Here is a 24,382-nt window from a genome sequence, read left to right on the forward strand (position 1 = left end):
TGTTGCGCGCCCGGCCCGGCGCCGCTCGAGGAGCGGTAGCGCGCGGGCACGCGAGAATGGTCGGGTGGCGCAGCTGATCACCCCCGCAGAACTCGACGATCTCCTCCGGTCCTCCGCCGTGCGCGTACTCGATGTGCGCTACCGGCTCGACCGCCCCGACGGCAGTGCCGAGCACCTCGAAGGTCACGTGCCGGGCGCCGTGTACGTCGACATGGAGACGGAGCTCTCGCAGCACGGCCGTCCCGACGAGGGGAGGCATCCGCTTCCTCCCCATGAAGCGCTGCAGGCGGCTGCGCGCCGCTGGGGCACCGACGACGGCGACACGGTGGTGGTGTACGACGACGATCGCGCCCTGGGAGCATCGCGCGCTTGGTGGCTGCTGACGCGCTCCGGCATCGCGGACGTCCGCCTCCTCGACGGCGGTCTCGGCGCCTGGGCCGCGGCCGGCCTGCCGCTGGAGTCCGGACCCGTCACGCCCGAGCCGGGCGCGGTCTCGCTCGCGCCGATCGCCGAGCCGGTGCTGTCTATCGACGGTGCCGCCGCGCTCGCCTTCTCGGGCGTCCTCATCGATGTGCGCGCCGCCGAGCGCTACCGCGGCGAGGTCGAGCCGATCGACCCGATCGCCGGCCACATCCCCGGCGCCGTGAACCTCCCCACCGGCGCCTACATGGACGGCGAGCGATTCCGGGATGCTGCGACCCTGCGCGCACTCTTCGCCACGGTCGGCGCCGGCGAGGGCGTGACGGCGGCGGCCTACTGCGGGTCGGGCGTCACCGCCGCGCAGGCGGTGTTCGCCGCCGAGCTCGCCGGGCTGGAGCTGGGGATCTACCCGGGCTCGTGGAGCCAGTGGTCGAACACTCCGGGACGCCCGGTCGCGACCGGCGCGGCGCCCGCGGAGATCACCGGCACCGTGTGACCGGCGCGGTGGCCGGCCTCGCCGGGGTCACGGCACGAGCGTGATCTTGCCGGCGACGCCGGATTCGATCGCGCGATGCGCCTCGGCGGCGTCGGCAAGCGCGAAGGATGGACCGAGTTCGACCGAGAAGCGTCGAGCGGCCATGAGCGCGAGCGCGACGGGCACCGCCTCGGTGCGCCAGAGCTGCTGCTGCGCGGTGAGCGGTTCGGGCGAGCCGCCCGAGAAGGCGCGGATGCCGAGGCCCGCGGCATCCCGTCCTCGCACGAGCGTCGCGATCCGCTGCCGGTCGGCGACGAGCTCCAGGGAGGTGTGAAGGGCCTCGTCGGTGCCGGCGGCGTCGATCGCGACGGTCACGCCCTGCGGAGCGCCTGCACGCACGCGGTCGGCGAGCCCCTCGCCGTATGCGACCGGGAGGGCGCCGAGCTCGCGGACGCGGTCGAATCGGCCTTCGGACGAGGTGGCGACGACGGTCGCTCCCCACAGCACGGCGAACTGGATGAGCGCCTGGCCGACCGCGCCCGAGCCGCCGTGCACGAGCACGGTGTCTGCGCTGCCGACCGCGAGCGAACGGAGCGCCTGGTACGCCGTGCCGATCGGGATGCCGAGCGCAGCGCCTTCGGCCGCACTCACCTGCGGGGGTCGGGGGAAGACGTGAGCGGCGGTCACCGCGACGTCCGTCGCGTACGCTCCCGACGCCCCGGCGAACACCACCGGATCGCCGACGCGGAACCCGTCGACCCCTTCGCCGACGCCGGTCACCACACCCGCGCCGTCGCCGCCGACGCGACGTGGCGCAGTGATCTCGCCCGAGGGCCGACGACCGGAGCGGAGTTTGCCGTCGATCGGGTTGACGCCGGCGGCCGTCACGCGGATCGCGAGCTGCCCGGCTGCGGGCACCGGCTCGGGAACAGGGATCTCGTGCAGGACCTCAGGGCCCCCGAACTCGGTGTAAGCGATCGCAGTGGTCATGACGGGGGCAACTCCTGTCGTCGAGACGGCTATTCCCTGAGGGCTTTCTGGATCCGCTGCAGCGATACGGGCTCGGCCGTGCCGAGGGACTGCGCGAACAGGCTCACACGGTACTCCTCGAGCAGCCACCGGGCGTGCACGAGCGCCAGCGGGGCGTCATCGGCCGGCGGGATCACGCCGCCGGCCTCGGCGAACACGGTCGCGGCGCGTTCGAACTCGGTCATGCGCTGGCGGTCGCGGCCCGGATTGTCGGCGAGTGCCCGCACGCGATCCAGCGCGCCGCGCAGGTAGCGGGGCAGCTGCGCCAGCCGGGCAGTGCCGGTGCGCGACACGAAGCCCGGGAACACCAGGCCCGCCAGCTGGCCCTTGATGTCATTCAGCGCGCCGAGCAGAGTCAGCGAGTTCGCGTCGCGCATCGCGCGCTCCACGTCGCGCGCGGCCGTGAGGATGCGGGCGGTCAGCGACACCGTCTGGAACAGCTCGTCGACGACCGCGCCCGAGAACGCGTCGCGCACGGCTTCGAAGCCGGCCCGGCTGCGCACGACCGCGTCAGGAGCGGTGCGTGCGATCACGGCGTCCGCCACCGCGACGCGGCCGTCCTCGATGAGCGCCTTCGCGGACGGATACGGGGATGCCGCGAGCGCGAGCTTCTCGGCGGACGTCAGGTGCTCGAGAACATAGGCCGACGGCGACGCGACCGACAGGAGCACGAGGCGCCGGACGCCGGCCCGGGTCGCGCGGGTCGCGGCTTCGGGGGTCGTCTCGATCCGGAGCGCGACCGAGGCGCCTTCGTCGACGATCGCGGGATAGCCGCGCACGACGCCGCCGGCGACCTTCGTGTCGACGACGTCGGGGAGGTCCCCGAACGTCCAGTCGGTGAGGCCGGTGCGCTCCGTGAACGTCGACTCGGGCCGCGGGGCACCGCCGGGTGCACCCGCGAGGCGGGCCGCGGGGCCCGTCGCGGCGCGATCGGCGCGCCCGTTGGCCGGCGCCGTCGCGGTGAGCGAACGGGACACGGATGCGCGAGCCCGGTCGGCCAGCCGCGCCTGCAGTGCGGCCAGGTCGCGGTCGGAACCCACCGCACGCCCGCGCTCGTCGACGGCGCGGAACGACACCTGCAGATGCCCGGGCACCCGCTCCATCTCGAAGTCGGCGGCGCTCACGGGCTGGCTCGCGACGCGCTGGATGCGCGCCGCGAGCGCGTCGCGGAGCGCCACCGGCGGGACGCCGTCGTGAGCCTCGGGACCCTGCCCGGCGAGGTCGGCGGCGAAGGTCGCCGCCCAGTCCGCGGCGGGGACCACGTGACGGCGGATGGACTTGGGCAGCGAGCGCAGCAGCGCCGTGATGAGCTCGTCCCGCATCCCCGGCACCTGCCAGTCGAAGCCGTCGGGGCGCAGCTGTGCGAGGAGGGCGAGCGGAACGACGGCCGTCACGCCGTCGTCGGCGGCGCCGGGCTCGAACCGATACGCGAGCGAGAGCACCTGGTCGCCCTGGGTCCAGCGTGCCGGGAAGTCGCGCTCGTCACCGCGCGACGCCTCGTCGACGAGGTCGGCCTCCGTCATGTCGAGCAGGCGCGGCGTGCGGGCCGAGGCATCCTTCCACCAGGCTTCGAAGGAGCGTGCGTCGAACACGTCGCGGGGAAGACGGGCGTCGTAGAAGCGGAACACGGCCTCGTCGCCCACGAGGATGTCGCGGCGGCGCTCGCGCTCCTCGATCTTCTCGAGGCGCCGGCGCAGCTCGAGGTTGCGGCGCTCGAACGCCGTGAGCTTCTTATCGAGGTGCGACGAGTCCCACTCGCCCTCGACGAGTGCGTGGCGCACGAACAGCTCGCGCGCGAACGGCCGGTCGAACCGCGCGAGCTGCACCCGGCGCTTCGGCACGATCTCGAGGCCGAAGAGCGTGACCTTCTCGTAGGCGGATGCCGCGCCGGACGCTTTCGACCAGTGCGGCTCGCTCAGCGAGCGCTTGGCGAGGTCGCCCGCGAGCGGTTCTGCCCAGGCCGGATCGATCGCGGCGACGGTGCGTGCGAACAGGCGGCTCGTCTCGACCACCTCGGCGGCCATGACGGCGGTGGGCCGCTTCTTCTTGAGCCCGGAGCCCGGGAAGATCGCGAACCGGGTGCCCCGCGAACCCAGGTATTCGGCGCCGCGCCGCTGTTCCACGCGGTCGGAGCCGGTGCGGCCCCGCGTTGCGGACGACGTGGTGCGCTCGTCGAGGAGGCCGAGGTGCGAGAGCAGCCCCGACAGGATGGCCTTGTGGAGCTCGTCGGGGTCGGCGGTGTCTCCTCCACCGGTCCCGGAGCGTGTCGACGTGCGCGGGGCGTTCACCAGCGCGCTGAGCTGACGGTGCACGTCGGCCCATTCGCGCACCCGCACATAGTTGAGGTGCTCTGCGCGGCACAGGCGCCGGAACGCGCTCGAGCCCAGCTCGGCCTGCTTCTCCTGCAGGTGGTTCCACAGGTTGAGCAGGCTCAGGAAGTCGCTCGACGAATCGGTGAACCGCGCGTGCAGGCGGTCGGCCTCCTCGCGACGGTCTTCGGGGCGCTCGCGCACGTCCTGGATCGACATCCCTGCGACGATCGCCAGGACGTCCCGCAGCACACCGGTGCGCCGCGCCTCGACCAGCATGCGCGCGAAGCGCGGGTCGATCGGCAGGCGCGAGATCTCGCGGCCCAGGTCGGTGAGCGTGGGGTGGTCGCGCCCGGCCTTGACCGCGCCGAGCTCGACGAGGAGATCCAATGCGGCCTTGACACCGCGCGAGTCGGGGGGAGTGAGGAACGGGAACGACGAGATGTCGCCGAAGCCGAGCGAGAGCATCTGCAGGATGACCGAGGCCAGGCTGGTGCGCAGGATCTCGGGCTCGGTGAACTCGGGCCGGGTGCCGAAGTCCTCCTCGGAGTACAGCCGGATCGCGATGCCGTCGCTCGTGCGTCCGGCGCGGCCGGATCGCTGCTGCGCGGACGCCTGCGACACCGCCTCGATCGGCAGCCGCTGCACCTTGCTGCGGTTGCTGTAGCGCGAGATGCGCGCCGTGCCGGTGTCGACCACGTACCGGATGCCCGGCACCGTCAGGCTCGTCTCGGCCACGTTCGTCGCGAGGATGACACGGCGACGGATGCCGGCCACCTGCGACCGCTCGAACACCCGGTGCTGCTCGGCCGCGGACAGGCGCCCGTAGAGGGGGAGCACCTCGGTGGGTGCGGCATCCTTCGCGTACATGCCCCGCACGGCGTCCGCGGCATCGCGGATCTCGGCCTCGCCCGGGAGGAACACGAGCACATCGCCGGCGGCCTCGCGGTCGAGCTCGCGCAGGGCCGAGGTGATGCCGTCGACGTCGTCGGACTCCTCCTCGCCCTTGGCCGGCCGTGCGGGCGGGCGGTACCGGATCTCGACCGGATACGTGCGGCCCGACACCTCGATGATCGGCGCCGGGGTTCCGTCGGGCTTCGCGAAGTGCTTCGCGAAGCTCTCCGGGTCGATCGTCGCGCTCGTGATGACGACCTTGAGGTCGGGGCGCTTGGGCAGGATGCGCCGCAGGTACCCGAGGAGGAAGTCGACGTTGAGCGAGCGCTCATGGGCCTCGTCGACGATGACCATGTCGTAGCGGCGCAGGAGCCGGTCGCGGTGGATCTCGTTGAGGAGGATGCCGTCGGTCATCAGCGCGATGCGCGTGTCTTCCGACACCTTGTCGGTGAAGCGGACCTTGTAGCCGACTGCCGAGCCGAGCGGCACCTGCAGCTCCTCGGCGATGCGCTCGGCGATCGTGCGCGCCGCGATGCGGCGCGGCTGTGTGTGCGCGATGCGCGTCCGCCCGAGCTCGAGCGCGATCTTCGGCAGCTGCGTGGTCTTGCCCGACCCGGTCGCGCCCGCGACGATCACGACCTGGTGGTCGCGCACAGCGCGCGCGATCTCGTCGCGCGCGGCGCTGACGGGGAGCTCCGGCGGATAGGAGATGACGGGTTCGGACGCGGACATAGCCTTCGATCGTATCCGCTCGGGCCGGGCGCCGGATCGACCCGTCCGACGCCGCGTCCGCGCGCCTAGGCTGGGAACCATGACAGTCCCCAGCGTGACCCTCAACGACGGCAACACGATCCCTCAGCTCGGCTACGGCGTCTTCAAGGTGCCGCCGGCGGACACGGAGCGGGCCGTCGCCGAGGCGCTCGAGGTCGGCTACCGGCACATCGACACCGCCGCGATCTACGGCAACGAAGAGGGCGTGGGCGCGGCCATCGCGGCGAGCGGCATCGCGCGCGACGAGCTGTTCATCACCACCAAGCTCTGGAACGACCGCCACGACGGCGACGAGCCCCACGCCGCGATCGTGGAGAGCCTCGCCAAGCTCGGACTCGAGCAGGTCGACCTGTACCTCGTGCACTGGCCGACGCCCGCCCAGGACAACTACCTGCACGCGTGGGAGAAGCTCATCGAGCTGCGAGGCGCCGGTCTCACCCGCAGCATCGGCGTCTCGAACCACCTCGTGCCGCACCTCGAGAAGATCGTGTCGGCCACCGGAGTGGTCCCCGCCGTCAACCAGATCGAGCTGCACCCCGCCCACCAGCAGCGCGACATCACGGACTGGGCCGCCGCCCACGATGTGAGGATCGAGTCGTGGGGACCCCTCGGACAGGGCAAGTACGACCTGTTCGGTGCGGCCCCGGTCGCCGCGGCCGCCGAGGCGCACGGCAAGACGCCGGCGCAGGCGGTGCTCCGCTGGCACCTCCAGAAGGGCTTCATCGTCTTCCCGAAGTCGGTGCGCCGCGAGCGCCTCGAGGAGAACCTCGACGTGTTCGACTTCGAGCTCACCGCCGACGAGATCGCCGCCATCGACGCGATGGAGCCGGGCGACGGCACGGGGCGCGTGAGCGCGCACCCCGACGAGGTCAACTGACCGCTCGCGAGCGGGAGCGGATGCCGTGAACCCTCGCCTCGCGGAAGCGACGAGCCCGTACCTGAGAGCCCACGCGGGCAATCCGGTCGCGTGGTTTCCGTGGGGCGAGGAGGCGTTCGCCGAGGCACGACGCCGGGACGTGCCGGTCATGGTGTCGATCGGCTACTCGACATGCCACTGGTGCCATGTGATGGCCCGGGAGTCGTTCGAGGACGAGACGACCGCCGCCGAGCTCGACGCCGGCTTCGTGTCGATCAAGGTCGACCGCGAGGAGCACCCCGAGGTCGACGCCGCCTACATGGCCGCAGCCTCCGCGTTCTCGCCGAGCCTCGGCTGGCCGCTGACCGTGTTCGCGACGCCTGAGGGGCGGCCGTTCTACGCCGGCACCTACTTCCCGCCGCAGCCGCGCGCCGGCATGCCGGCGTTCCGGCAGGTTCTCGCCGCGGTGCACGAGGCGTGGACCGAGCGGCGCGAGCAGATCGACGAGACGGCGGATGCCGTCGCCGGTGCTCTCGCGGAGGTCCGCGACTCCACGCCCGCCTCGGAAGCGACGACGCCGTCCGCCGAGGACCTGATCGGCGCCGCACGCGCCCTCGCGGGTCGGGAGGATCCGCGGCACGGCGGGTTCGGCGATCCCGCCGCCGGCGCCCCGAAGTTCCCCGTCGCCACGGCGCTCCGCTTCCTGCAGGCACGGATCATCCGCGAGCACGCCCCCGAGGCATCCGCCGTCGCCGACCGTGCCCTCGGCGCGATGGCAGCCTCGCCGCTGCGCGATGCGGTCGAGGGGGGTTTCTTCCGCTACGCGACCCGGCCCGACTGGACGGTGCCGCACTACGAGCGGATGCTGACCGACAACGCTCAGCTGCTCGATGTCGCGATGGACGCGGTTGTGCCCCGCGACGACGTCGCTCGCGGCATCGCCGGTTTCCTGCGCGACGTGCTGCAGCAGCCGGGCGGCGGCTTCGGCGCCGCGCAGGACTCGGAGTCCTGGATCGACGGTGCCCGCAGCGAGGGCGGCTATTACGGACGGGATGCCGCGGCCCGGGCCGGTCTCGAGCCCCCGGCCGTCGACGGCAAGGTGGTGAGCGGCTGGAACGGCCTCGCGATCGGAGCGCTCGCGCGCGCCGGCGCACGGCTGGACGAGCCGTCGTGGATCGAGTCGGCGCGCTGGGCGGCGGACGCCGTCCTCGAGGTGAACGTCACCCCGGACGGCCGGCTGCTGCGCGCCTCCCTCGACGAGGTGCCGTCGCGCGCGCACGCGACGCTCGCCGACCACGGCCAGCTCGCCACGGGGCTCATCTCCCTCGCCGTCGCCACGGGGGAGGTCGCCTACGCCGTGCGGGCGCGGGAGCTGATCGACGCATGCGTCCACGAGGAACACCGCGTCGCCGTCCCCGGCGGGGGAGATCCGGTGCTGTCCCGGCAGGGGATCGGTGCGCCGGACACCGCCTCCGACGCCGATGAGCCGTCCGGGGCCGCGTCTGTCGCGGCGGCCGCCGCGGCGCTCTGGGCGCTGGGCGCCGGAGACCGCTATCGGTCGATCGCCGAGCTGCTCGTCGCAGCCCACGCGCCCGCAGCCCTCGCCCAGCCGCTCGCGTACGGCGCGCTCCTGCGGGTCGCCGCCGGCCTCGCCGAGCCGCCCCGGCAGGTCGTCGTCGTCACGGACGATGCCCGAGCCGCGCTCGCGACGGCGGCGCGCAGCATCCGTGCCGATGTCGTGGCCATCGTGTCGCCGGAGCAGTCGCTCTCGTGGGCTGAAGCGGGATTCGAGCTGTTCGCCGAGAAGGGGCGGCGCGACGGACGCCCGACCGCGTACGACTGCCGGGACTTCGCGTGCCGGCTGCCGGTGACCGAGGTCGCCGACCTGCAGGCCTGAGAGAGGGTCACACCCAGCTGGTGATCCACATGTGCAGGTGCCAGAAGTCGTAGGGCACGGTCATCGCGGAGATGATCGGGTACCAGAACGCCGACAGCGCGAGCGCGACGACGAGGAAGACCAGCACGAGGCGCTGACCCGTGAGCCGGCGGTAGGAGTCCGCCGAGGGGGGACCGGCGATGTCCTTGAGGGCGAACGTGAGCGCGAGCAGCATGAACGGCAGGACCAGCACCGTGTAGAACTGGAAGATCGTGCGCTCGGGCAGGAACAGCCACGGCACATAGGTGACGGCGACACCGGTGAGCACGAGGGCGTAGCGCCAGTCGCGCGCCACCACGAATCGGTACGCGAGGTACAGCACAGCGGCCACCCCGGCGTACCAGATCAGCGGGTTGGGCATCGTGGAGATCACGTCCACGCAGCCGCTCGGCGCGGTGCAGCCGTTCACGCCCAGCGCATCGTGGTGGTAGTACACGCCGGTGGGACGCCACAGCAGCGGCCACTGCCATGCGGGGCTCGCGTAGGAGTGCCCCGACGTGATGCCGGCGGTCGACTTGTACATCGCGACGTGGTAGATCCAGAGGCTCTGGAGGGGGTTGCTCCCGGCCTGGCGGTCGTAGCCTCCCGAGCTGAACAGCCATCCCGACCACGACGCGACGTAGACGACGAGAGCCACCGGGACGAACAGCACGAACGTCGCGAGACCCTGGCGCACCGCATCCGTCGGCCAGAACAGCACGCCCGCGCGGCGTCGGGCCAGCGCGTCCGTGACGACCAGGTAGACCCCGAGGCCGGCGAGCACCCACGCGCCCGACCACTTCACCGCGCTGGCCGCCCCGAGCGCGGCGCCCGCGGCGATGATCCAGGGCCGGTTCCACAGGACGGGTCCCCAGGAGGGCGGCGTGTCACCGTCGTAGCGCGCCGCGACCGTCTGGGCGATGCGCGTCATCGTGCGCTCGCGGTCGCGCAGCACGAACAGGACGGCGAGCAGCACGAAGAACATCAGCGACGTGTCGAGCAGTGCGATGCGGCTCATCGAGACGGCGAGGCCGTCGACCGCCATGAGGAGCCCCGCCACGACGGCGAACGTGGTCGAGCGGGTGAGTCGCTTCGCGATGAGCATGAGCAGCAGCACCGACGCGATGCCGAGGAGCGCCGTCGTGATGCGCCAGCCCCAGCCCGAGTCGGGGCCGAGCACCGCCATGCCGAGCGCGATGATCCACTTGCCGAGCGGCGGATGAACGACGAACGACGGATCGGTCGTGAACACGTTCACATCGCCCGAGAGGAAGCTCTCGTTGGCGCCAGCGGGCCAGGATGCCTCGTACCCGAGGTTGAGCAGCGTCCAGGCGTCCTTGACGTAGTACGTCTCGTCGAACTGGTTCATGAGGTCGTGCGCCGCGGCGAGGTTCCACAGCCGCAGGACCGCGGCGATCACCAGCACGACCGCAGGACCGAGCCACCGATACAGTCGCCGAGCGCGCGCGTCCTCGCTCAGCCGGCGGGCGAAGCGGTCGTACAGGCTCGGTCGTGCCGGGGGGTTCAGCGGCGCGGCGGGCTGGTCGGCCTCGAGCCGCGGGGCATCCGTCACCCGGTCAAGTTTAGGCTGAGGGGGTGATCATCCTCGCGGCGACCCCGATCGGAAACCTCGGGGACGCGTCCCGCCGGCTCGTCGAGGCCCTCGAGGCGGCGACCGTCGTCGCCGCGGAGGACACCCGCACGACCCAGCGTCTGCTGGCCGCACTCGGCATCGCGAACCGCCCGCGGCTGATCGCGCTGCACGATCACAACGAGAAGGAGCGGGCGCCCGAGCTCGTGGAGCTCGCGCGCGAGCAGGACGTGCTCGTGCTGAGCGATGCGGGCATGCCCACGGTGAGCGACCCCGGCTACGGCCTCGTCGCGGCTGCCGCGGCGGCCGGCGTCGACGTCACGGCGATCCCCGGGCCGAGCGCGGTCGTGACGGCGCTCGCCGTCTCAGGGCTGCCCACCGACCGCTTCACGTTCGAGGGCTTCGTGGCCCGCAAGGCGGGGGAGCGCGGGGCGGAGTTCCGCGCGCTGAGCACCGAGCCGCGCACCATGGTCTTCTTCGAGGCGCCGTCGCGCGTCGCGGCGACGCTCGCCGACATGGCGGCCGCATTCGGCGACGAACGTCGCGGCGCGGTCTGCCGGGAGCTGACGAAGCTGCACGAGGAGGTCGCGCGCGGCACCCTCGCCGAGCTCGCCGCGTGGGCCGAGGGCGGCGTCCGCGGTGAGCTCGTGATCGTCGTGGAAGGAGCGCCTCCGCGCGGCGTCGCGTTCCCCGATGCGGTGACCCAGGTGCTCGAGCTCGTCCGCGGCGGCACGCGCTTGAAAGAGGCCGCGGCCGAAGTGTCCGGACTCACCGGACACTCCAGCCGCGAGCTCTATCAGGCCGCGCTCTCCGTCCGCGGGTAGCGCCGCCGGCGGATCACGAACAGGATGACGCCGCCCGCGAGCATCGTGAGACCCACCCACAGTGCGGTCAGGGTCACGCCCGTCGGCGGCAGGACCGCCGGCACCGGCGCGCAGGCCGTCGCGGTGGCGTCCCCGCCCGTGAAGAGCACCGTCGCCGCGTTGAGGAGCCCGGTGCCCTCCGCGTCGGATCCGGTCGTGCAGTCCGCCTGATCGGTGGTGATCGTCGACGACACCCGCGCCGTGGCTTTCACGTCGTAGGTGTGGGTCAGGCCGCCGTCGATCGTGATGCCGGTGGCGATCCGCAGATCGGTGAGGCCGTCCCATCCGGCGTTGACCGGAAGACCCTCGACGGACGAGACGCCGGCCGAGACGACGGTGATGCCGCTCCCGAAGCGGAGCTCGTCGTCGAGGTCGTAGGTGTCGGTGAGTGCGCCCGGATTCGTGACGGTCACCGAGTACGCGATCGCGAATGTGCCGTCCGCCTGCTTCGTCGGCCCCGATGTCACGGTCTTCTCGATCTCGAGCGGGGCCAGATACGCGTTCACGAACGTGCAGTACACGGCGGCCCGCAGCGGCACCTCCACCGACACCGATGCCCCTTCGATCACCGGGTCGCCGTCCGACCCGACGCACTCGATGTCGTCGAGCAGCCAGCGCTCGAGTTCGCTCGTCTCGGTGACGGTGTACGAGCCGGGGGCGATGAGTCCCGTCGAGTACGGGTCGGCCTCATCGGTGAGCGTGAACGCCTCGCCGTCGGGACCCCACTCGAAGTCGAACTCCTGCGTCGAGCCGGCGGGCAGCGTCGCCTTGTCGACGATGAGTGAGCCCCACTCCGTGTTCGTGAACGTGCAGACGACCGTCTCGCCCGGATCGAGCACGATCGACCCGACGAGCCCGTCCACCGTCGACTCGCCGCCCAGCGGGCGGCCGTCGACGCAGACGAGATCGGTGTTGTCGTAGCCCGCAGGCGTGACCTCGCTCACCTCGTACTCGCCGGGTGCGAGCTCTTCGAACGTGGCGGAGCCGGTGCCCCCGGACGTCTCGATCGAGAAGTCCTCCGGATCGAGCCACGTGCCCGTGAAGTCGAACACGCCATCGGCGCCTTCGACGTTCTTGACCACGACGATGCGGCCGACCGCGAAGTTCTCGATCTCGCACTCGATCTGGTCACCGGGTTCCACGCGGAACCCGGCGATGTCGAGGGCGTCGACCTCGCCGTCGGCGTGGGCGACGGTGCAGGACAGCGGGCCCTCGATCCACCCCGGCAGATCGCGTTCGGCGAGCGAGTAGAGCCCGCGCGCGGTGAGACCCGTGAAGGTGGCGGTGCCGAAGCCTCCCTCGGTGACGACGGACGACACGATCGCCTCGCCGGCGGGGTCGAGCGGTGTGAGGACGTACTGGAACGTGGCATCGCCGCCGCGCGCCGCCTTGAAGATGGTGATGTCGATCGGCTCGGGGGTGTTCTCGATCTCGCAGCTGATCTCGGCGCCCGGTTCAGCCATGAAGGTGAAGGAGGCCGGGTCCTCGTCCATGTCGCCCTCGAACCCGGCACAGGTCAGCGTTCCCTGCACCCAGCCCGGGACCGGCAGCTCGGTGATCGTGTAGATCTCTCCCGCGAGCAGGCCCGTCCAGGTCGCCGTCTCCGAGCTCTCGCCGGTGCCCGAGATCGACTGCTCGCCGCCTTCCGGCGTCACGCCATCCGACGGCGTGAGCGCGAACGGGAACGACCACTCGTAGTCGTCGGTCACGCCGGTGACGGTCTTCGTGACCGAGACGGATGCCGGCGCCGCCGTGTTCTCGGCGGAGCAGGAGAACGACGTGCCCGGCTGGAGATTGAACTGCCAGCCGTCGTCGGCAGCACGGTTGTCGACCACTTCGCAGTCGAGCGTTCCGGCCCAGCCCTCCTTCGCGACCTCGACGAGGCTGTAGTCCGCTCCGGGCACGATGTCGGTGACCTCGATGGACGGCCTCTCCGACGTCAGCGTGATGACGCGCACGTCGCCCGTGCTCTCATCGGTCAGCTCGAAGTCGAACGACCAGGGGAAGCCGTCGGCGACGCCGACCGCGGTCTTCTCCAGTTGCAGCGAGACCGGCTCGGCCGTGTTGGTGAACACGCATTCGGCCACGCCCGCTGCGGCGAGGTCGACGGTGACGGCGCCGTCACTCAGGCTCGGCGTCCACGTGGTGCCGGCGCTCGTGTCGCAGACGATGTCGGTGAGCTCCCAGCCGGGCACGTCGAGCAGCTCCGAGATGTCGTACTGCCCGGGATCGAGCGTCCCGCTGTCCCATGTCGCCTGTCCGGGCAGCGGGTTCAGCGTGAAGTCCACCTGCTCGCCGTCCGCGGGCGTGAAGACGAAATCGAAGTCCTGGTCGTACTCGAACGGATCCGTGGACTTGACGACGAGGATCCGCCCCGGCATGACGTTCGCGTAGTAGCAGGTGACGGTGTCACCGGGGGCGAGGTCGAAGTTCGCGGAGGCGACGTCGAAGTCGACGTCCTGGCCGCCGATGGTGCAGATCAGCGACCCCAGGACGGTGCCGTGCTGGTTCGGCAGCTCGGCCACCGTGTAGTTCCCGGGCTCGACACCCTCGAAGGACGCGTAGTAGTTCGTGCCGTCTCCGGTCTCGGCGGTGATGGAGAAGTCGCCGTCGTCGGGGAGGGCCGGAGATCCGGTCGTCCAGGTGCCGGTGAAGTCGAAGACGAGGCCGTCGGCAGTGCCGAAGGCCTCCTTGCTGATGACGATGTTGCCCAGCTGCGTGTTGGTGAAGGTGCAGGAGATGTCCTGCCCGGCCACGGTGGTCACCTGTGCGCTCGCGGTCGTCGGCGTGATGACCGCATTCTCGTCGGAGCAGGTGATGTCGGGGCTGTCCATCCACCCGTCGGGGATGGTCTCGCCGATGACCACCGTGGTGCCCGGCGTGAACGCGTACGTGACGCTCTCCCCGTCGGTGAGCGTCGTCGAGTTCGCGCCGACGGTGAAGTCGAATTCTTGCGGCGACCCGTCGGGCAGCGTCTGCTTCGTCACGGTCACGGTCGAGGTGGCGTTGGTGATGACGCAGTCGGTCTGCGTGTTCGGGAAGACGGTGAACGGGTCGCTTGGACTGGTCAGCACGAACTCCACCGGCTCACCGGTGCCTGGCTGCGCGGTCGTGCAGACGGCCGACTGCTGCTGCCACGGGTCGGCGACCGTCTCCGCGAGCCGGTAGTCCGTCGCTCCGAGCACGTTCTGGAAGGTGTCGGTCTCGCCGATGCCGAGGTCATCGACGATCTGCCTGGCATCCGTGTCAGGCAGCACGATGCCGCCGCTCGCGCGGTCGACGCGATAGCCGAAGCGGTCGTCCGACTCGTAGCCGGCGGGCACGACGTCCTTCGTGACGCTCAGCGAACCGCAGTTCGAGAGCACGAGCGGGTCGGCGGCGTCGAGGTAATCCTGCGTCTGCGCGCCGAAATCGGATCCGGTGCGGGAGAGCTCGGTCGACACCTCGAACGTGGTGCAGGAGTCGGGGTTGAACAGGCCGGCCGTGGTGAGGTCGACGGCGAACTCGCCGAACGTCGCCTGCGGCTGGTTGCCGACGGGCATCGGCCCCTCGGTGCGCACGCCGACGGCGTAGGCGAAGTCGATGGCCTGCCCGGTGGGCAGCCATTGTCCGGCGCCGTTCGGGTTCGCGCATCCGTCGTTCGCGTTCGGCGTCCACCGGCGGAAGTGCACGGTGACGGTCCCGAGATTGGCCTCGTAATCGAAGACGACGAGCACGTCGTCGCAGCGGCCGGCGGCGGGACCCTCGAGGTTCTGGAGGAGGCTCAGGCTCCCGTTGCCGACGAGGCGCGTCCAGTAGGAGTAGAGGATCGCGTGGCGGGCACCCTGCGCATCGACGACCACCTCGTACGCAGCTCCCGTGCTGCACATGTTGCCCTTGTCGTTGACATTGGCGCTACCGGGCGCCCACGGAATGGTGTCGGGGATCTGGGAACCCGGCGACCCCGTCGCATCGGGCGCGGTCGCGGGGCACGCGCCGTCGAGGCTTCCGTTGTCCCAGCCGAACGTGGCATCCAGGATGCCGGTCGACGACAGCCCGGTCGCCGTCGTGTACGGCCCGGTCGGGGTGAAGGTGTAGCTGCCGTCGGGTACGGGGGTCGTCAAGAACGAGTCCCAGTCGAAACTGGTCGGCGGGGTGCCTCCGGCCTTGTCGCCGTCGAGCTGGAATCCCGTCTGCAGTCCTGAGGGCTGGAGCGTGGCGGCCGAGGCCGCCCCGGCTCCGGCCAAGGGCACCAGCAGGGCGCCGACGAGCGCTCCGATTCCGACCAGCGAGATCACACGAGCACGCGACATGGCGCTTTCCTCCCCAGGAAAAGGGCCGTCGCCAGGCGCCGAGGCCCCCACAGCCTCCCGTCGAGACCCGCGAGAGCGCACGGATCATCGACTTGAGGGCGAACATACCGGATGCCGGGGTTCGGCGCGACCCCCGGCATCCGTGCTCCTGCACCGCGGAAAACGATCCGCGACCGGCGCTATTTGCGCACGGTGACGGCGAGGTCCTTGCTCGTGGTGGCGCCGGCGTCGTTCGCGAAGACGACGCGGTAGGTGTGCGTGCCACGCGTGGCGCCGGTGACGGAGAGCGTCGCACGTTGCGCGCCCGGCGTCGCCGCGACGAGCGCGCCCTCGCCCACGAGGGTGTCGCCCTCGTAGAAGCGGTAGGTCGTCGCGTTCGTGCCCCACCACAGATCGGCGGTCAGCGCGTAGGTGCCGTCGCCGTCCTTGTTGTCATGGCTCAGCACGGGCTTCGCGGGGGACGCGTCGGTGACCGTGACGGTGACGGGCTGCAGCGCGGTGCTGCCCTGCGAGTTCACGAGCTCGCCGGTGTAGACGTACACGCCGTTCTTCTTCCCGGTGACCGGGATCTCGGCCGACTGCGCGCCGACGCCACCGTACCCGAGTGCCACGGTGGCGATGCGCTCGCCGTTCTCGAACACGCGCAGCTTCGTCGCGTTCTCGCCCCACCAGAGGTTCATGCGCACGGTGTACGCACCGTCCTTCAGGCCGGTGTCCCACCCGTTGTCGTGCGACAGGATGCCGCGGCCCGGGGCTCTGGCGGCCGTGTCGAGCACCAGGAGCCCGTCGACAGCGTCGGCCAGGGCGGTCGTCGCGCCGTCCACCGCGGTGCGGGACGGGGCATCCGCCGACAGCACGATCCGCGCCCGCTCGATCGCTGCCTGCAGCACATCCGCCGTCGCGGGCATGTGAGCGGACAGGTCGATGGCCTCAGCGTCCGCGAGTGCCGCGGCGAGGGCGGAGGTGTCGACACCGGTCGGCGCGGCACGCACGAGCTCGACATCGTCGACAGTGCCCCACGCGCCGCCCGAGAGGGCCGCGGTGACGGTGACGGTCACGCTGCCGCCCGCGGGGACCTCGATCGGTGCGGTGGTCGGCACCGACCAGTTGCGCCACCCGTCCATCGAGAAGGGGATGGATGCCTCGCCCGACGCGCTCGAGACGCTCAGGCGCACGCTGCTCGCGGCATCCTCTCCGTCGCCCTGCAGTGCGCCGCGCACGACGTAGGATCCGGCCGGGACGCCGTCCACGCGCTGCGACAAGGTGAAGGAGTACGCGTTCGCGGCCCAGAAGTGCGCGGAGTGCGCACCGGTGCGCGGGTCGTCCCACGCGCCGACGGTGAGGCCTGCGCCGGTCTTCGTCCAGGCGCTGTTGTCGCCTTCGAAGCCGGGGCTGCGCAGCAGGTTCGCCTGTGCGACCACGACCGTGGCCGTCGCCGCGAGCCCCGACGCGGTGACGCCTGAGATCGTGTACGTGCCGGGGCCGTCGATCCACTTCGCGGTGTCAGACCATGTGACCGGCTGCGTCTCGGACGAGCCGTCGTTGTACGACACCGTCACGGTGGCGGGCAGGATGACCGCATCGCCCTCCGCGAGGGTGAGGCTCACCGGCGCGACCGCGGTGACCTCCCGCGGCGCGACCGCGCCGGTGCGGGCGTACGCGAAGACGTTGAGCGACTCCAACGGTGTGCCGTCGTGCGCGAACAGCGCCTGGTTGTCCCACGCGGACCCGCCGTACCACTGGCCGGCGTCATCGGGGTCGTACTCGCCGGCGTAGCTGGAGGCCCAGCCCGACCCGTGCGTCTCCCACAGCGCCTTGTTCGCGTCGAGTGCGGAAGGCGGTCCGACGGGCAGCCACGCGGGCTCCCAGTAGAAGACGCCGATGCCGGCGGAGCCGACGTTCGCGACCGCCTGGATCACGTCGCGCACGGCGTCGGCCTGCCCCTGCACGCTGACCGGGTACTGCGTGGCCTCCGCGGGGAGGTCGATGACGTTGCCGTGGCCGTCGCCGTCCTCGAGCGTGTACGCCCACGAGGTCTCGGCCACCATGACCTTCTTGCCGTACGTATCGGCGACGTTCTCGAGCACTGCGGTGAGGTTCGCGACGGTGCCGTGCCAGTACGGGTAGTAGCTGGAGGCGAACACGTCGTAGTCGACGCCGCGTGACGCGAGGTTCGCCGCGTAGCCGGCGTAGCGCCCGCTGGACTCGGGGTTGGTGAAGTGCACCGCGACGAGGGCGTCGGGGAACACCGCGCGCACGGCCGCGGATCCGGCGGAGAAGATCTGCGCCATGCCGTCCCACCCGCTGACGCCGGCGACCGCGTTGTTGGTCTCGTTGCCGACCTGCACCATCTGCACGTCGACGCCCGCGGTCTTGAGCTCCTCGAGGGCATCCGTCGTGAAGGCGGTCACCGCGACGGTCTTCTGCGCCACGGTCATTGACGCCCAGGCCTTCGGCGCCTGCTGCTTCGCGGGGTCGGCCCAGAAGTCGGAGTAGTGGAAGTCGACGAGTACGCCGAGTCCGGCATCCGTCGCGCGCTTGCCGATCTCGACGGCGTGGGCCACGTCGTTGTCACCGCCGCCGTATCCGTTGCCGGCGGCGTCGAACGGATCGTTCCACACGCGCACGCGGACGTCGGTGACGCCGGCGTCGGCGAGGACGTCGAACAGGTCGGCGGGCCGCCCGGCTGCGTCGCGGAACACGACGCCGGACTCCTCGAGCGCGATCGCCGACGACACGTCGACGCCGCTGATGAAGTCTGCCGGAAGGTTCTCGACCTTGGGGACGGTGATGCCGGCCTCGACAGGGCCGTCGTCTGCGGCGGCGGGGGCCGCCGCGAGCCCGGTGATGACCAGGGCGAGGGATGCCGCGACCGCCGCAAGGCGCGCGGATCGAGGGTGGTGGGACACGTGGGTTCTCCGATCGACGTTGATCCAGGGGTGGGCTGAGGCTCAGCCCTTGACGGACCCCGCGGTGAGGCCGCCGACGATGTAGCGCTGCAGCGACAGGAACAGGACCAGCACGGGGATCGCGGCGATCACCGCGCCGGCGGCGAACAGGCCCCAGTTGGAGGCGAGCTGGTTCGAGACCCACTGGTACATGCCGACCGCGAGGGTCCAGTTCTCCTCCGAGACGAGCACGATCTTGGCGATGATGTAGTCGCCGAACGCCGCGATGAAGGCCAGCAGCGCGACGACCGCGAGGATCGGGGTCACGAGCGGGAAGATCAGCCGCCAGAAGATCTGGGCGTGGGATGCGCCGTCGATCTTGGCGGACTCGTCGATCTCGATCGGCACGGTGTTGAAGAAGCCGTACATGAGGAACGTGTTGACGCCGAGCGCGCCGCCGAGGTACACGCAGATGAGCGCGATCTTGGAGTTGAGGCCCAGCGCCGGCACGACCTCGCCGAGGCCCAGCAGCATCAGGAAGATCGCGACGAACGCGAGCGCCTGCGGGAACATCTGGATGATGAGAAGTCCGGTGAGCCCCGCACGGCGGCCCGAGAACCGGAAGCGCGAGAACGCGTACGCGGCAGCCGCGCCCATCAGCACGGCGCCGACCGAGGCGATGCCGCCGATGAGGAGGGTGTTGCCCGCCCACGTCCAGAAGCTCGTCTCACCGAGGGCGGCGTAGTTCGACAGGTCGACGACGCTGAAGAGGGCGTTGCTCGCGGCGAGCGTGCCGTTGGGGTTCAGCGACGCCGACAGGACGTACACGAGCGGGAAGATCGCGTAGAAGATCACGACGACGGCGAGCAGGTACTTCCAGCCGACCTCGAGCAGCCAGCGGCGTCGGCGTGCGGAACGGCGGTCGCGGGGCGCGCCGGGGGTGCGGGTGGTCGGTCCCGTGGCGACATCGGTGGCGGTGGACATCACTGGAACTCCTCGAGCTTGCGGGTCTGACGGAACGCGATCGCCGAGATGCCGCCGACGACGGCGAACACGAGGATCGACAACGCGCTCGCGAGGCCGTAGTCCGCGGCGCCGCCCGACACCCCGGAGATGTCGTAGATGGCGGAGATGAGGATGTCGGTGGCCCCGAGCGCGTACGGGGCGCCCGGGATCGCCGGGCCGCCGTTGTTGAACATGTAAATGACGGTGAAGTTGTTGAAGCTGAACGCGAACGACGAGATCAGCAGGGGCGCGGTGGCCACGAGCACGAGCGGCAGGATGATCGAGCGCAGCTGCCGCGAGCGGCCGGCGCCGTCGAGGGAGGCCGCTTCGAGGGTGTCCTGCGGGAGCGCCTGCAGCGCGCCGGTGCACACGAGGAAGTAGTACGGGTACGTGAGCCACAGGTTCACCCATACGACGGCCGCGCGGGCGAGCCACGGGTCCCCGAGCCAGTTGATGTTCGCACCGAAGAAGAACAGATCGTTGATCACGCCGAACTCGGCGTTGAACATGCCGCGGAACAGCAGCGCCGACATGAACGCGGGGAACGCGTACGGGAGGATGTACAGCGTTCTGAGGAACCGGCGGCCCTTGAGGCGCGCGTCGTTGTAGATGAGCGCGAGCAGGAGCCCGAGCGCGAAGGGCAGCACGACCGACAGTGTCGCGAAGACGAACGTCCAGACGGTGACGGACAGCAGGGTCTGCGCGAGCGCGGGGTCGGTGAACAGCCGGAAGAAGTTCTCGAACCCGACGTTGACATACCAGCCCGTGGGCAGCGCCGAACCGTCCGCGGCGACGAACAGTCCCTTGTCGTTCGCGGTGTAGACGGTGCCGGTGGTGGTGTCGGTGATGGTCTGGGCCTCGGCATCCCATACCAGCGTCGATTCGTAGACCGCGCCCGAAGAACCGTCACGTGTGCGGATCGAGCCGTCGTTGGGGTCTTCGGAGACCGGCACGCGAAGGCTCGCGATCTGCTCCTGCAAGGCGGCGTCGGTGATGACCGTGGCACGCGGCACGACGTCCCAGCCGGGGACCTCCGTGGGCGAGCCGGCGCTGCCGACCTCGGCGCCGCGGGCCTCCTCGAGAGGCTGCTCGGCAGAGCCGACGAGCACGTCGCCGTTCTCGTCGACGATCGCGAAGCCGACCTCGCCGACGCGCTCGACGACCGAGAGCGGATAGGTCGGGGAATCCTCGATGCGACGCTCGCCCTGGATGAGCGCAGCCTCGACCGCCTGCTCCTGGGTGCCGGCGTGACCGGTGCCGTAGTTGGTGAAGGCGATGTACGCGGTGTAGCCGAAGATGAAGACCTGGAACACGAGCAGGAACGCCAGGCCCGGCAGCAGATACTTGAGCGGCAGCGCGCGCTTGGTGAAGTAGACGACGTCGGCGGCCAGGAGCAGCACGAGCGTCGCCGAGAACACGACCCACGACTCGACGCGGAACGCGCTCAGCAGCGTCATCACGCCGAAGGCGTTCACGAGGGCCATCAGGGCGAGCTTGGCGAGGAAGCCCCAGCCGGGGCCGCGCCAGCGGCGGGCGTGCGATTCGCGGGGCGGCGTCTTCGCCGGCGCCTGGGGGAGGGTGGGGGCGTCCACCGTCATGCGTCTGCTCCTGTCACGGGGCCTCATCGCCGGGCGTGAGGGGGATCGACGGGGTCGATCCGGGAAGGGGTTGGGATCCGGGAGGCGGGGAGAGGCACTCACCCGCCTCCCGGAACATGTCGGCCACCGTGGCGGTGACCGGGTTCAGCCGGTCGGGATCAGCCCTCGACCGCAGTCTGGACATCGGCGACCATCGTGTTCCACGTCGACACGGGGTCGGCGCCGCTGATGATCTGCGACTGCGCGGCGTTCCAGAGGTCCCACACCGAGCCCATCTCGGGGATGCTCGGCATCGGGACGCCGTTCTGCGCCGAAGCGAGGAAACCCGCGATGATCGGGTCGGACGAGACCTCGGTGGCCAGCGTCGACCACGCCGGGATGCGGGGGTCGGCCTCGTAGAGGGCGCGCTGCGCCTCCTCGGTGCCGAGGTAGTTCACGAGGAACTCCTGCGCGAGCAGCGCGTTCTTCGACTGCGAGCTGAGGTAGAAGCCCTGCACGCCCACGAACGGAGCGGCCGTCTCTCCACCCGCCGAGGGGATGGGGTTCACGGCGATGTTCTTCACGTCGGTGTAGGCGCTGATCGCCCACGGACCCTGGATCGTGTAGGGCGCCTTGCCGGTGTTGAAGAGCTCGTTGTTGATGTCGTAGTCGACGGTCGTCGAGATGTAGCCGGTGCCCGAGGTGCCGTTGGCGCCGAGCCAGGTCGCGAAGGCCTCGCCCGCGGCACCGCCCATGCCGACCTCGGTCGTGTACGAGCCGGACGCGTCCTGCACGAAGACCGGGGCGCCGAACGACGTCTGGAAGCCGTACATGGTGTAGCCGTCGCCGGTCTCACCGGCGGTGTTGATGACGAACGGACGCTCGGCGCCGGACGCCAGGCCCTTCTGGATCATCTCGTCCCACGTCGCGGGGGCCTCCGCGCCCACGAGGTCGACGTTCTGCACGAGCGCGATGGTCTCGAGCGAGTAGGGGAGGGCGTACAGCTGACCGTCGTAGGTCATCGCCTCGAGGGCGACGGGCTCGAACTCCGACGCCTTGTCGCCGAGGTCGATCGTGTCGACGACACCGGCGGCGACGAGCGCGCCCAGCCAGTCGTGCGCGCCGACGGTGATGTCGGGGCCCTCGCCGGTCGGCACCTGCGCGATGAAGTCGTTGCGGAGGTCCTCGAAGTTCTTCTTGACGATCTTGACGGTGGCGCCGGTCTCCTCCTCGAAGGCCTTGGCCGCGTCCTTGACCGCCGTCTGGCGCTCCTCGTCGGTCCAGACGACGAGCTCGGCGCTGCTGTCGGCCGCGTCGTCGGAGTTGTCGGACGAACCTCCGCCGGCACAGCCGGCGAGGACGACCGCTGCCGTGAGCGCCAGCGCTCCGAGTGCGATCTGCTTTCGCATGATTTCCCTTTCGGTGATGTGGTGTTGCAGGGTTCGGTGGGTCAGGGGGTGTGCGGCGTGCGGACGACCGCGAGGCCGCCGGCGGGCACGACGAGTTCGCCGTCGACGTCTGCGCCGGTGAGGAGCTCGACGCCGGATGCCGCGAGGGAGGCGTCGTCGTCGCGGTGGTTGATCGCGATCGCGTAGTCCGCGTTCTCGCCGCGGCGCACGACGACCTCGAGGCCCTCGGGGTGGGCCGACGGCGCCACCCCCGCGTCGGCGTACACGTCGGACATGACGGTGCCGAGGCTCGCGGCATCCAATCGCGTGCTGATGTACCAGCCGTGTCCGGTGCCGTGCGCATGACGCGTGATCGCCGCCTTGCCGGCGCCCGGGCCGTCGACGTACGTCGCCTTCACCTCGGCACCGTGCAGGACGAGGTCCTCCTGCCACGCGTCGGCGGCGAGCGTCTGCGCGGTCGAGCCGGCCCATCCGACCGTGTGCCGCGCGCCCTCGCGGAGCGGCAGGAACTCCTCCACGACGACGCCGAGCGCGTCGCGCAGCGGTGCGACGAAGCCGCCCGGGTGCACGGCGTCGTTCTCGTCGACGATGGCCGAGAAGAAGGAGACGACGAGCGTGCCGCCGGCCTCGACGTAGCGGGTGAGGTTCGCGGCGTCCGCGGCGCTCAGCAGGTACTGCGCCGGGGCGAGCACGAGCTTGTACGCGGACAGGTCCTGGCCGGGCAGGGCGAAGTCGACCGTGATGCCGTCGCGCCACAGCCGCTCGTAGAACGCGCGGATCTGGTCGGCGTGCGACACGTCGACCGACGGGCGCCACTCGAGGTCCTGCGCCCAGAACGACTCGAAGTCCCACAGGATCGCGACGTCCGCCGCGACCCGCGAGCCGCGCACCTCCTCGAGGCGTCCGAGCGCGTCGCCGAGCTCGACGACCTCGCGCCAGACGCGGGAGGAGGTGCCGGCGTGCGGGATCATCGCCGAGTGGAACTTCTCGGCGCCGGAGCGTGACGCGCGCCACTGGAAGAAGAGGATCGCGTCGGCCCCGCGCGCGAGGTGGGTCAGCGAGTTGCGCGCCATCTCGCCCGGTCGCTTGGCGACGTTGCGCGGCTGCCAGTTGACCGCCGACGTGGAGTGCTCCATGAGGATCCACGGCGTGCCGCCGCCGACCGAGCGGGAGAGGTCGGCCGCGATCGCGAGCCCGATCTCGCCCTCGGGATCTGCCGCCCACAGGTAGTGGTCGTCCGACACGATGTCGACTTCGCGGGCCCACGCCCAGAGGTCGGTGGTCCAGCTCTGGTTCGCCATGAAGTTGGTGGTGATGGGCTGCGTCGCGTGGGCGCGGATCGCGTCGCGCTCGGCGACGAAGCAGGCGCGCAGCTGGGCGTCGGTGAAGCGGGCGAAATCCAGGCGCTGTGCGGGGTTGACGACGGAGGGTGCCGCCGCCGGGGCGCCGATGTGGTCCCATTCGCCGTAGCGCTGACCCCAGAACGTGGTGCCCCACGCCGCGTTGAGCGCGTCGAGCGTGCCGTATCTCTCGCGAAGCCAGCCGCGGAAGGCGCGCACCGACTGGGCGGAGTAGTCCTCGCCGACCGGCACGCCGTACTCGTTGTGGACGTGCCACATGACGACCGCGGGGTGCGACCCGTAGCGCTCCGCGAGCGCCGAGGCGATGCGCACGATCGCCTCACGGTAGGCGGGCGACGCGTGCGAGGCCATGCCGCGTGCGCCGAAGCCCATCGTGACGCCGTCGCGGGAGACGACGTGCGCGTCGGGGTGGTCGGCGAAGAACCATGCCGGGGGAGACGCGGTGGGCGTGCCGAGATCGACCGAGATGCCGTTCTCGTGCAGCAGGTCGATCAGCTCGTCGAGCCACGCGAAGTCGAAGACCCCCTCGCTCGTCTCGATGAGGGCCCAGGCGAAGATCCCGACGCTGACCAGGTTGACGCCGGCCTCGCGCATGAGGGCGGCGTCCTCGCGCCACACCTCTCGCGGCCACTGCTCGGGGGTGTAGTCGCCTCCGTAGGCGATGCCCCGGATCTCGGGCCAGCGGTCGGGCGAGGTCATGGACGCTCCATCGGGTCGGTGCAGTTCG

13 protein-coding genes are annotated in these 24,382 nt (G+C 71.0%); 4 read left to right on the top strand and 9 right to left on the bottom strand.

Features of this window, described 5'->3' with window-relative positions; genetic code table 11:
- The first annotated feature begins 64 nt into the window (after positions 1 to 64).
- Positions 65 to 916 (top strand): sulfurtransferase, encoded by an 852-nt coding sequence (locus Q9R33_RS06245; protein ID WP_310245891.1) that lies wholly within the window; start codon positions 65 to 67, stop codon positions 914 to 916.
- Positions 917 to 943: 27 nt separating this feature from the next.
- Here Q9R33_RS06245 and Q9R33_RS06250 read toward each other — a convergent pair whose 3' ends face one another.
- Positions 944 to 1,885, bottom strand: a complete 942-nt coding sequence (locus tag Q9R33_RS06250; RefSeq protein WP_310245892.1) for an NADP-dependent oxidoreductase — start codon at positions 1,883 to 1,885, stop codon at positions 944 to 946.
- Between the two features lie 29 nt (positions 1,886 to 1,914).
- Positions 1,915 to 5,859: an ATP-dependent RNA helicase HrpA gene (hrpA, locus tag Q9R33_RS06255; protein WP_310245894.1), complete on the bottom strand. Its 3,945-nt coding sequence runs from the start codon at positions 5,857 to 5,859 to the stop codon at positions 1,915 to 1,917.
- A gap of 79 nt (positions 5,860 to 5,938) precedes the next feature.
- Here hrpA and Q9R33_RS06260 point away from each other — a divergent pair, with 79 nt between their 5' ends.
- Both Q9R33_RS06260 and Q9R33_RS06265 read left to right on the top strand, forming a co-directional pair.
- The gene (locus tag Q9R33_RS06260; RefSeq protein ID WP_310245897.1) at positions 5,939 to 6,775 is read left to right on the top strand and encodes an aldo/keto reductase; all 837 of its coding nucleotides are present in this window, start codon (positions 5,939 to 5,941) and stop codon (positions 6,773 to 6,775) included.
- 25 nt (positions 6,776 to 6,800) lie between these two features.
- The gene (locus tag Q9R33_RS06265) at positions 6,801 to 8,651 is read left to right on the top strand and encodes a DUF255 domain-containing protein (RefSeq protein WP_310245900.1); all 1,851 of its coding nucleotides are present in this window, start codon (positions 6,801 to 6,803) and stop codon (positions 8,649 to 8,651) included.
- 7 nt (positions 8,652 to 8,658) lie between these two features.
- Here the strand turns inward: Q9R33_RS06265 and Q9R33_RS06270 are convergent, their stop codons facing one another.
- On the bottom strand, positions 8,659 to 10,242 hold the full coding sequence (locus Q9R33_RS06270) for a glycosyltransferase family 39 protein (protein ID WP_310245902.1): 1,584 nt from the start codon (positions 10,240 to 10,242) through the stop codon (positions 8,659 to 8,661).
- Positions 10,243 to 10,265: 23 nt separating this feature from the next.
- On the opposite strand from Q9R33_RS06270, the gene rsmI reads away from it, so the two are divergent.
- Positions 10,266 to 11,084 (top strand): 16S rRNA (cytidine(1402)-2'-O)-methyltransferase, encoded by an 819-nt coding sequence (gene rsmI, locus Q9R33_RS06275; protein ID WP_310245904.1) that lies wholly within the window; start codon positions 10,266 to 10,268, stop codon positions 11,082 to 11,084.
- Here rsmI and Q9R33_RS06280 read toward each other — a convergent pair.
- From Q9R33_RS06280 to Q9R33_RS06305, 6 genes are all read right to left on the bottom strand, one after another.
- Entirely contained in the window at positions 11,057 to 15,415 is a 4,359-nt protein-coding gene (locus tag Q9R33_RS06280; protein WP_311293175.1) for a hypothetical protein, read from the bottom strand. The two genes, rsmI and Q9R33_RS06280, sit on opposite strands and share 28 nt — an antisense overlap.
- A gap of 179 nt (positions 15,416 to 15,594) precedes the next feature.
- The gene (locus Q9R33_RS06285; RefSeq protein WP_311293176.1) at positions 15,595 to 18,324 is read right to left on the bottom strand and encodes a glycosyl hydrolase 53 family protein; all 2,730 of its coding nucleotides are present in this window, start codon (positions 18,322 to 18,324) and stop codon (positions 15,595 to 15,597) included.
- Positions 18,325 to 18,366: 42 nt separating this feature from the next.
- A complete protein-coding gene (locus Q9R33_RS06290; RefSeq protein ID WP_056368128.1) occupies positions 18,367 to 19,287 on the bottom strand; it encodes a sugar ABC transporter permease in 921 nt (306 codons plus the stop codon).
- Entirely contained in the window at positions 19,287 to 20,906 is a 1,620-nt protein-coding gene (locus Q9R33_RS06295) for an ABC transporter permease subunit (protein WP_311293177.1), read from the bottom strand. Before Q9R33_RS06295 ends, Q9R33_RS06290 begins: the two co-directional genes overlap by 1 nt.
- A gap of 158 nt (positions 20,907 to 21,064) precedes the next feature.
- Positions 21,065 to 22,294 carry a maltose ABC transporter substrate-binding protein gene (locus Q9R33_RS06300; RefSeq protein ID WP_311293178.1) on the bottom strand — a complete coding sequence of 410 codons (1,230 nt, stop codon included), beginning with the start codon at positions 22,292 to 22,294 and terminating at the stop codon, positions 21,065 to 21,067.
- A gap of 41 nt (positions 22,295 to 22,335) precedes the next feature.
- A complete protein-coding gene (locus Q9R33_RS06305) occupies positions 22,336 to 24,354 on the bottom strand; it encodes a beta-galactosidase (protein WP_311293179.1) in 2,019 nt (672 codons plus the stop codon).
- Between the last annotated feature and the right edge of the window lie 28 nt (positions 24,355 to 24,382).

It is taken from the genome of Microbacterium sp. PRC9 (assembly GCF_031844125.1).
GTDB lineage: Bacteria > Actinomycetota > Actinomycetes > Actinomycetales > Microbacteriaceae > Microbacterium.

Coding starts and splice junctions, on each gene's coding strand:
- Q9R33_RS06250 (WP_310245892.1), bottom strand. CDS start 1,885: ATGACCACTGCGATCGCTTACACCGAGTTCGGGGGCCCTGAGGTCCTG.
- hrpA (WP_310245894.1), bottom strand. CDS start 5,859: ATGTCCGCGTCCGAACCCGTCATCTCCTATCCGCCGGAGCTCCCCGTC.
- Q9R33_RS06260 (WP_310245897.1), top strand. CDS start 5,939: ATGACAGTCCCCAGCGTGACCCTCAACGACGGCAACACGATCCCTCAG.
- Q9R33_RS06280 (WP_311293175.1), bottom strand. CDS start 15,415: ATGTCGCGTGCTCGTGTGATCTCGCTGGTCGGAATCGGAGCGCTCGTC.
- Q9R33_RS06290 (WP_056368128.1), bottom strand. CDS start 19,287: ATGTCCACCGCCACCGATGTCGCCACGGGACCGACCACCCGCACCCCC.
- Q9R33_RS06295 (WP_311293177.1), bottom strand. CDS start 20,906: ATGACGGTGGACGCCCCCACCCTCCCCCAGGCGCCGGCGAAGACGCCG.
- Q9R33_RS06300 (WP_311293178.1), bottom strand. CDS start 22,294: ATGCGAAAGCAGATCGCACTCGGAGCGCTGGCGCTCACGGCAGCGGTC.
- Q9R33_RS06305 (WP_311293179.1), bottom strand. CDS start 24,354: ATGACCTCGCCCGACCGCTGGCCCGAGATCCGGGGCATCGCCTACGGA.